Origin of the sequence: Streptosporangium sp. NPDC006013 (assembly GCF_040614275.1) — a bacterium.
In the GTDB taxonomy this organism is placed as follows: domain Bacteria; phylum Actinomycetota; class Actinomycetes; order Streptosporangiales; family Streptosporangiaceae; genus Streptosporangium.
The window spans coordinates 1-9,128 of record NZ_JBEXUE010000406.1 but is presented as its reverse complement, the minus strand read 5'-3'; the positions used below and the strand labels follow the sequence as shown (position 1 = coordinate 9,128).

Genomic DNA, 9,128 nt, shown 5'->3' with positions numbered 1-9,128 from the left:
GTTGTCGTGGGCGAAGCACCACCACTCGTCCTCGTCGTCGTTGAGGTTCCGGGTGGCCAAATACAACCGGCCCCGGTCGCCGTTGACGGCGACCGGGCCCTGGGCTGCTCCGGCGGAGTCCATGTTCGCGAGGGCGGTGCGCCCCGCGGCGAGCGGTACGTCGAACACGTCGAACACCCGCCCCGTGGGGAGAATCACATTCGCCTCGGGTTCGTACCGCCACCAGTTGGTCAGCAGGGTGGGGTCGGTGGTGGCCTGCATCTGCCAGGCCACCGAGAGAGGGTGGCAGCCCGGGTCGGGACAGCCGACGCGGTCGCAGGAGCAGGAGCGCGAACCGCCTCTCAGCGGCCGCGCGCCCAGACAGCTCGCCCAGCCCAGCGCAGCGTACTCCAGCACAGAACTGATCATCTGCTTTGGATGACCATGTCGTCTGTTTCGACGAACCATCGGTACCCCGACCATTGTGTCCTCCGTCGTCCGCGCATCCCGCGTGCCACCCGGATGCGACGACCTGTCCACACTCTGGTCAGTGGGAACGTCAAACCCCCCAGGGTCTACGCCACCTGGGACACATCCGCACCGGTTATCGCACTCTAACGCACACGTATCTCCAGCAAGCGACGAACCTCCAGTTCTCGGTACGTGCCGCCGATCTCATCTCAGCTTCGCGGCGACCTCGGTCGCCCAGTAGGTGAGGATCATGTCGGCCCCCGCCCTGCGGATCGCGACCAGCGACTCCATGATCACCCGATCCCGGTCGATCCAGCCGTTCGCGGCGGCGGCCTCGACCATGGCGTACTCGCCGCTGACCTGGTACGCCGCCACCGGCACGTGCACGGCGTCGCGCACCTGGCGCAGGATGTCGAGGTAGGCCAGGGCCGGCTTGACCATGACGGCGTCGGCGCCCTCGTCGAGGTCCAGCCGCACCTCGCGCAGCGCCTCCCCGACCGGTCCCGCCGCGTCCTGCTGGTAGGCGTTGCGGTCGCCGAACTGCGGAGCGCACTCGGCCGCCTCGCGGAACGGGCCGTAGAACGCCGAGGCGTACTTGGCCGAGTACGCGAGGATCGGGACCTGCTCGAAGCCGTCACCGTCCAGGGCCGCCCTGATCGCCGCCACCTGGCCGTCCATCATGCCGCTCGGTGCGATCACCTGCGATCCGGCCCGTGCCTGGGCCACCGCCGCGGCCGCGTAGCGCTCCAGGGTGGCGTCGTTGTCGACCTCCCCCTCAGCGGTCAGGATGCCGCAGTGCCCGTGGTCGGTGAACTCGTCCAGGCAGGTGTCGGTCATCACGACCATCGTGTCACCCACGTCGGAGACCAGATCGGCGACGGCTCGCTGGACGATCCCCTCCGGGTCGTCGGCCGCCGACCCCCTGCCGTCCTTCACCGCGGGGATGCCGAACAGGATCAGCCCGCCCACCCCTGCCTCGGCCGCCTCGTGGGCGGCCTTGCGCAGCGAGTCGCGGGTGTGCTGGAACACCCCGGGCATCGAGCCGATCGGGTTCGGCTGGTCGATGTCCTCCTTCACGAACATCGGCAGCACCAGTTCCGCCGGGTGCAGCCGGGTGCCGGCCACCATCCGGCGCATCGGTGCCGTGCGGCGGAGCCTTCGCGGGCGTGCGACAGGGAACTGGGCCGTCATGTGTCTCCCCCTTCCCCCGGCCGGTAGGGGACTGCGGGCCGGAGAAGCTCGATGTGTGTGCCGGCTCACCGCTCGCCGCGACGCGCCGCTGTCTCATGGCGCGCCGCCCGGCACCGCACATCACGCACCGCGTTCCGCGGCACTCCGGGCGCCACGCCCCACCACCTGTGGCGACGCACCGCCTGCCGGGGCGCCGCCGGTCACGGCCCGGCGCGCTCGCGCGGGACCGTCGAGCACGGCCTGCCCGCCCTTTTCGCGCGGGCAGCCGCCTTGTTCAAGGTTACTTGGCGCGGCGCCGGGCCCCTCTTCGGGTCTGCGAGGGCCTGCGGGGAACGTCCCCCGCCATGACCGCGGCCTGCCGCTGCTTGGCACCGTACTCCGCCAGCGCCGCCGCGAGGGCGGAAGTCGAAGGTTTGTCGGCCATGACGTCGACCCTGAGCCCGAATTCCTCCGCGGTCTTGGCGGTCTGCGGGCCGATCACGGCGATGACCGTGACGTTGTGCGGCTTTCCCGCGATGCCGACCAGGTTGCGGACGGTGCTCGACGAGGTGAACAGCACCGCGTCGAACCCACCGCCCTTGATCGCCTCGCGGGTGGGGGCGGGCGGCGGCGCGGCGCGGACGGTCCGGTAGGCCGTCACGTCGTCGCATTCCCAGCCGAGCTCGATCAGTCCGGCCACCAGCGTCTCGGTCGCGATGTCGGCGCGCGGCAGCAGCACCCGGTTGATCGGGTCGAGCATCGAGTCGTACGGGGGCCACTCGACCAGCAGGCCCTCCGACGACTGCTCGCCGGACGGCATCAGATCGGGCCTGACGCCGAACTCCACCAGGGCCCGCGCGGTGCTCTCGCCCACGGCCGCGACCTTGAGCCCGGCGAACGCGCGGGCGTCCAGGCCGTACTCCTCGAACTTCTCGCGCACCGCCTTGACCGCGTTCGCGCTGGTGAAGGCCACCCACTCGTAGCGTCCGGTGACCAGGCCCTTGATCGCCCGATCCATCTGCTGCGGGGTGCGCGGCGGCTCGACGGAAATCGTGGGGACCTCCTCGGGCACCGCGCCGTACGAACGCAGCTGGTCGACCAGGCCGGCCGACTGCTCCTTGGTCCTGGGCACCAGCACCCGCCAGCCGAACAGCGGTTTGGTCTCGAACCAGGACAGCCGGTCGCGCATGCCGACGGCCTCCCCGACCACGATCAGCGCGGGCTCGACCATCCCGGCGTGCTTGAGATCGGGCCCGATCCGGCCCAGCGTGGTCACCACGGTGTGCTGCTCGGTCGTGGTACCCGCGCTACTGATCGCCACCGGCGTCGAGTCGGGACGGCCCGCCGCGATCAGCGCCTTGCCGATCGGAACGGCCTCGGCGACGCCGTTGTAGATCACCAGAGTGCCCGCTCCCGCGGCGTAGGCGGACCAGTCCTTGATCTGGGTCGCGTCCACCACCCGGAACTCGGGCACCGACACCGCGGCCGGGATCCCGGCATAGGTGAGCACCGCCGTGGCCGGGGGCACGCCGGGCACGATCTCGAAGTCCACCTCCGCCTTGGCGCAGGCCGCGACCTCCTCGGTGATCGAGGAGAAGAACATCGGGTCGCCCGCGCACAACCGCACGACGCAGCTGCCGCCCTTGGCTGCCTTGACGGCCTTCAGCGAGACGGCGCCCTCCTCTGCCGTGCCGACGATCTCGACGCCCTCGCGGCAGTGACGTAGCAACGAGCCGTACGCCTCCTGGTCGAGGATGACGATGTCCGCTCTGGAGAGCAGATCGGCACCGCGTAGCGTGAGCAACCCCTCATCGCCGGGCCCCGCGCCGACAAAGGCGACGAACCCGGACGGATGCTCGAAGGTGGTACTTCCGGAGCTCAATGTGCTTGCTCCCCTATCAACGTGCCGGCCCCTTCGGCGATCATCTCGGCCGCGAGGTCGCGACCGAGATCCATGGGCGCAGAAGAGCTCCCGGCGGCGGACTTGCGCACCGCCCGCCTGCCATCGACGGCGACGGCAGCGGCGGTCAAAAACAGATCGTGCCCGTGCTCGGCCGCGTACGTGCCCAGCGGGGCGGCGCACCCCGCCTCCAGGGCATTGAGCACCGCGCGCTCGGCGGTGACCTCGGCGCGGGTACGCGCGTCGTCGAGCACGCTCAGCAGCTCGATCATGTCGGCTCTGTCGGAGCGGCACTCCACAGCCAGCGCTCCCTGACCGGGGGCGGGGAGTATCTCCTCGACCTCGAAGATCTGGGAGATCTCGGCCTCGCGGCCAAGCCTGCCGAGCCCGGCGGCGGCGAGCACGACCCCCTGCAGCTCACCCGAGGTCACCTTACCGATCCGGGTGTCGGCGTTGCCCCGGATGGGCACGTAGTCGAGATCAGGACGAATCATCCGAAGCTGGGCGATCCTGCGCGGGGAGCCCGTGCCGATCTTCGCTCCGGACGGCAGGTCGGCCAGCTTGGCGGCGCTCACCAGGGCGTCCCTGGGGTCGTCGCGCGGCGGGATCGCCGCGATGACCACGCGCGGGTCGGGCGTGGTGGGCAGGTCCTTCAGCGAGTGCACCGCGAAGTCGATCGAGCCCTCGATCAGCTCGTCACGGAGCGCGCTGACGAAGACGCCCGTACCGCCGAGCTGCGTGAGGTCGCCCTTGGTCACGTCACCGAAGGTGACGACGCCGACGAGCTCGACGGCCCTTCCGGTCAGCTCGGTGAGGCGGTCGGCGACCAGGCCCGACTGCGTGGTCGCCATGACGCTCCGCCTCGTTCCCAGCCGGAGCGGAGGAGAAATGCTGCTCACAAGCCTGCCTCCTTCTTGCTCGGCTCGGTGTTCCTACCCTGCTCGACGTCGATCGTCTCGATACGCCGCACCGCTTCGGGCACCTTCGGGTCAAGATTGAACAGTTCGCGGAGTGCTTCCGCATAATGATCGCCCGCCGGAGACTCCGCCAGCTGCTTGACACGCACTGTGGGCTCGTGGAGTAGCTTGTCGACCACCCGCCTGACGGTCTGGGTGACCTCGGCCCTGACTCGTCCGTCGAGTTCGGGAAGCCGCGCGGCGAGCCGTTCGAGCTCCGTCTCGACCACCTGCGCCGCCTTGCTCCGCAGCGCCACCACGGTCGGCGTGACGCGCGCGGCGCGCTCGGCCGACAGGTAGGCGGCGACCTCCTCGGCGACGATGCCGCGCACGGAGGCCACGGCCTCGGCCCGGCCACCGTCGTCGGTGCCGGCGTCGGCCCCGCTCTCCTGCATGGACTCCAGGTCGACCAGCGTCACGCCGGGCAACCGCCGTACGGCGAGGTCGACGTCGTGCGGCAGGGCCAGGTCCAGTATGAACATCCGGTGCGGAGTCACCATGTCGGCGGTGACGACCACGTCGGTGGCGCCGGTGCAGGAGATGACCAGGTCGGCCCTGGCCAGCTCCCTCTCCAGGTCGCCGAACTCGGCGGCCCGGCCGCCGACCGTCTGCGCCAGCCGCACCGCGCGCTCGTGGGTCCGGTTGACCACCACGATGTCGGTGAGGCCCGCCCGCTGCAGGGTCGCGGCCGACAGGGCGCTCATCGAACCCGCGCCGACCACCAGGGCCCGCGTCCCCTCAAGGGGACCGAGGGCCCGCTCGGCGAGCGTGAGCCCGACCCCGACGAGGGAGGCGCCGGCCCGGTCGATGCCGGTCTCGGTGTGCGAGCGCTTGCCCACCCGCAGTGCCTGCTGGACGAGCTCGTTGAGCGTCGGGCCGAGCGTGCCCTCCTCCTGGGCCAGCCTGAGCGCCGAACGCACCTGGCCGAGGATCTGCCCCTCGCCCAGGACCATCGAGTCGAGGCCCGAACCGACCGAGAACAGGTGCTCGATCGCGCGATCCTCGTAGTGCACGTAGAGGTGGGCGGCCAGCTCGTCCATGGGGACGCCGGAATGGGTGCTGAGCAGCCAGGAGATCGACGTCACCGCGGCGTGGAACCGGTCGGCCTCGACGTAGACCTCGACCCGGTTGCAGGTCGAGACGACCATGGCCTCGACGACGTGGACATCCCGGTGGACGTCCTGGAGCAGCTTCACCAGCGAGTCACCGGAGACGGAGACCCGTTCCAGCAGGGCCACCGGGGCCGTGCGGTGGCTCAGGCCGACGACGAGAACGCTCATCGACCCTCCACCGCCTTCCCCGAGAGGGCGCGGTCCGCCCCCGTCGTCTCCATGTTCGTGGCACGCGTCATAGTGATCATGCTCATCGTGGTCGCCCGGGAAGGCCTGAAGAGTGTGTGCCCGTCAGTTCGTGTGCGGTGCTTCCTCACAAGTCCACCGCCTCGGGCCACTCCTCGGCCATCGCGGGCCCCCCACTCGTCCGATCCGTCTTACGTTGCTCGTGGAACGCAAGGATCTGTAGTTCAATCGATAGGTCGACTTTACGGATATCGACACCTTCTGGAACAGAAAGTACAACGGGGGCAAAGTTCAGGATGCTGGTGACCCCCGCGGCAACGACCCGGTCGGCCACCTGCTGGGCCGCCACGGCCGGTGTCGCAAGCACCACGATCGACACTCCCCGCCGTCGTATCACGGCTTCCAGCTCGTCGATGTGCTCCACATTCAATCCCGCGATGTGGTCGCCCACCACTTCGGGGTCCGCGTCGAGCAGCGCCGCGACCCTGAATCCTCGGGAGACGAACCCGCCGTAATTGGCGAGCGCACGACCGAGGTTACCCACTCCGACGATGGCAACGGCCCAGTCCTGGGTGAGGCCCAGCTCACGGGAGATCTGGTAGATCAGATATTCGACGTCGTAGCCGACCCCTCGGGTGCCGTACGACCCGAGGTGGGAGAGGTCCTTGCGAAGCTTGGCGGAGTTGACGCCGGCCGCGACGGCCAGGTCCTCCGAGCTCACGGTCGCCAGGCCACGCTCGGCCATGCCGTTCAGCGCTCGCAGATAGAGCGGCAGCCGGGCGACGGTCGCCTCGGGTATGCCGCGTTCGCGGGCTTGGGACAGACGGCGGATCACGTGCCGGAGCTCCAGGGGGACAGGCGGCCGGCGCGGCCCGGACGCGACGGATGACGAGGTGAGGCCACTGTCATTCAGGTTAGTCCTTTTGTGAACCGGTGCACAAAGTGAGTGTTCACAATCTTGGCCACCCCCTCCGCCGGTTCGTGGTCCGACCCCCTCATCAGGGCCCTGACCTGCGCCTCCGACAGGTTCCCCGAGGGCCGTCACCGGACCGCCCACCGCCCACCAGGCAGGCCGGCGGGCAGTCCGGCGTGGCGCCCTGACTCGGCTACCGTGGCGGTCATGTCACCCCGAGACCATCGCATCACCCTGCTCGGCAAGCCCGGTTGCCACCTGTGCGACGACGCGCGGGCGGTGATCGAACGGGTCGCCGCCGAACTCGGCGTCCCGTGGGAGGAACGCGACATCACGGCCTCGGCGGAGGATCAGGCACGGTACTGGGAGATGATCCCGGTCACCTTCGTCGACGGCGTGCAGCACGACTTCTGGCGCGTCGACGAGAACCGCCTCCGCGCCGCCCTCGGCGCCTGAGACGTCTCGCCTGATCTGATCCGGCGCGCGGACGACCACCGCCCGCGCGCCGTGGTCACGGCCTGAAGGCCGTCGGGAGCGGCATCACCTTCGCGGCGTTCATGGTGAGCTCGATGACGTTGGTGGCGAGCACCATCGGCTGGCGCTCGGTGACGAAGCGCTCCGTGTGCGGCTGGCGTTGATGGTCGCTGTAGGCGACCTCGTCACGGTAGATCTCGTAGACGATGCGCTGGAGCGGCGCCGACTTCACCGAGTGGCAGGCGTAGATGAGCGTGTCCGGCTCGGATCGGCGTACCGCCTCGACGGTCTCCTCGGCGAGCCGGTCGAACCTCTCGCCGGTGCCGTCGAGGAGGGTGAAGACGGTCAGCATGCCGAAGATGCTCGGTGAGGGACGGCCCGAGCCGCCCGGCAGGTCACCCGCCCCGCCCGGTCCACCCGGGTACATGGCGCCGCTTGCGGGGGTGGCGCCGAATGCCTGGTCATAGCCGGGAAAACCGCCTCGCCCCTGGTCCATGCCCAGGGAGGGCGCGCCGCCGAACGCCTGGTCGGCGGGCATCGGCTGGAGACTGCCCGGCCTGCCGAACTCACCGGTGGCGGGCCCGGTGGGCCTGCCGAACTCACCGGTGCCCGGGCCGGACTGCCTGCCGGGACCGGGAGCCCCGTGCCTGCCGAACTCGTGGGCCGGAATGTCGTACTCGCCGGTCGTCGGCCCCCCGGCCGGCATGCCGAACTGACCGGTGACCGGCGGCTGTCCCCCGGGGGCGCCCCCCCGTCTGCCGAGGTCGCCGCCGAACGGCTGGTCGGGGGAGGGCATGCCGTACTCACCCGCCATGAACATCCCGGTGGCGGGTCCGCCGAACCTGTCGTCGCCCGGCGGAGGCTGCTGCCCCATGCGCGCCGCGTAGTCGACCTCCTGGTCGCCCGCGCGGTACTCGGCGACGAGGTCGCCGAGCCCGGAGCGGCGGGGGGGCTCCTCGGCCAGGGTCCGGCCGCCGGAGGCCTCCTGGGACATCCTGCGTCCGGCGACCTGCACGTCGCGGGGCTGGTACTCGGGGGGCCTGAGTGTCGGGAGGCGCTTCTCCCAGTCGTCGTCCTCGGCCTCCTCGTCGTCGTCCTCGTAGGGCGCGAGCGGACGGAGCAAGGCGTACCAGACGGCGGCGGCGGTGACGAGGAGCAGCAGCGCGGTGAACATTCCGGGCACCGCGAAACTGACGGCTCCCACCAGGGCGAGACCGGTGGGGCCGAGCACCAGGAGCGCGTGCATGTTGTCGGCGTCGTAGTCGTCGCCGCCGCGCCAGCGCACGACCGCGAGCAGCAGTCCGGCCAGCAGCACGATCGCGACGATCACGTGGACGACAAGCAGCAGGTATTTCGACGGCAGATCCCAGTGGTGGCTACCCAGCGGGAGGACCTTGGCGAAGTCCTTGTCCTGCAGGACCGGGTCGACCGCCAGGATCACCGTCGCGATGACGGTGAGTGCGATCCCCAGGAGCCACGAGGCGAACCTGGCCGTGCCCTTACGGGCCAGCAGTTGGATGGCTCCAACAGCCAGCCACAGGGGCGCCAGCATGGATCCGGTCAGTTGATAAACACGAAATATTCCTGCCCCGAACCCGATTATGTAGCCGATGGCGATTACTCCGAGTGAGACGGAGAGAGACGCCGTCGTGATGCTCCAGGCGATCAGCCAGCCCTTGGGCTCACTGCGAAGACGGCTGATGAGAGCACCGGTGGCGATGACGGCGAGCAATGCACCGGCGAAGGCGATGACAGCGACGAGGACTTCCATGGTGTCTCCAATGCTGCCGGACATTACCCCCTAACCGGTAGCCGAACCCTCGGTCGGCTCCCGGAGTCGGCATGAAACAACCGACCCAACACCGTATCTGGTGATTACCCCCAGTCACGGCGCTTCGAAGTGGATTGTGGAATTACCGCTTGGTTTCCTAGAGTGATCAGGCACGCCGTACCCCCTTCCCCTCAGG

General features: G+C 69.8%; 8 protein-coding genes. 1 reads left to right on the top strand and 7 read right to left on the bottom strand.

Annotated features, from left to right (window positions below; translation table 11 throughout):
* The 6 genes from ABZ260_RS39450 to ABZ260_RS39425 all read right to left on the bottom strand — a co-directional run.
* Positions 1 to 396: bifunctional DNA primase/polymerase (locus ABZ260_RS39450; protein WP_355627751.1), on the bottom strand; the 396-nt coding region annotated here is incomplete at its 3' end.
* A 258-nt stretch (positions 397 to 654) separates the two neighbouring features.
* A complete protein-coding gene (gene hemB / locus ABZ260_RS39445) occupies positions 655 to 1,641 on the bottom strand; it encodes a porphobilinogen synthase (protein ID WP_350918546.1) in 987 nt (328 codons plus the stop codon).
* Between the two features lie 280 nt (positions 1,642 to 1,921).
* Entirely contained in the window at positions 1,922 to 3,502 is a 1,581-nt protein-coding gene (locus ABZ260_RS39440; protein ID WP_350959166.1) for a bifunctional uroporphyrinogen-III C-methyltransferase/uroporphyrinogen-III synthase, read from the bottom strand.
* On the bottom strand, positions 3,499 to 4,419 hold the full coding sequence (gene hemC / locus ABZ260_RS39435) for a hydroxymethylbilane synthase (protein WP_355550523.1): 921 nt from the start codon (positions 4,417 to 4,419) through the stop codon (positions 3,499 to 3,501). Before hemC ends, ABZ260_RS39440 begins: the two co-directional genes overlap by 4 nt.
* Positions 4,416 to 5,756: a glutamyl-tRNA reductase gene (locus tag ABZ260_RS39430; RefSeq protein ID WP_355627748.1), complete on the bottom strand. Its 1,341-nt coding sequence runs from the start codon at positions 5,754 to 5,756 to the stop codon at positions 4,416 to 4,418. Before ABZ260_RS39430 ends, hemC begins: the two co-directional genes overlap by 4 nt.
* Positions 5,757 to 5,901: 145 nt before the next feature.
* Entirely contained in the window at positions 5,902 to 6,609 is a 708-nt protein-coding gene (locus ABZ260_RS39425; protein WP_355550527.1) for a redox-sensing transcriptional repressor Rex, read from the bottom strand.
* A 285-nt stretch (positions 6,610 to 6,894) separates the two neighbouring features.
* Here ABZ260_RS39425 and ABZ260_RS39420 point away from each other — a divergent pair, with 285 nt between their 5' ends.
* Complete coding sequence (locus ABZ260_RS39420) at positions 6,895 to 7,143, top strand: glutaredoxin family protein (protein ID WP_350918561.1); 249 nt, start codon at positions 6,895 to 6,897, stop codon at positions 7,141 to 7,143.
* Positions 7,144 to 7,198: 55 nt separating this feature from the next.
* Here the strand turns inward: ABZ260_RS39420 and ABZ260_RS39415 are convergent, their stop codons facing one another.
* The gene (locus tag ABZ260_RS39415; RefSeq protein WP_355627745.1) at positions 7,199 to 8,932 is read right to left on the bottom strand and encodes an antibiotic biosynthesis monooxygenase; all 1,734 of its coding nucleotides are present in this window, start codon (positions 8,930 to 8,932) and stop codon (positions 7,199 to 7,201) included.
* Between the last annotated feature and the right edge of the window lie 196 nt (positions 8,933 to 9,128).

Coding starts and splice junctions, on each gene's coding strand:
- hemB (WP_350918546.1), bottom strand. CDS start 1,641: ATGACGGCCCAGTTCCCTGTCGCACGCCCGCGAAGGCTCCGCCGCACG.
- ABZ260_RS39430 (WP_355627748.1), bottom strand. CDS start 5,756: ATGAGCGTTCTCGTCGTCGGCCTGAGCCACCGCACGGCCCCGGTGGCC.
- ABZ260_RS39420 (WP_350918561.1), top strand. CDS start 6,895: ATGTCACCCCGAGACCATCGCATCACCCTGCTCGGCAAGCCCGGTTGC.
- ABZ260_RS39415 (WP_355627745.1), bottom strand. CDS start 8,932: ATGGAAGTCCTCGTCGCTGTCATCGCCTTCGCCGGTGCATTGCTCGCC.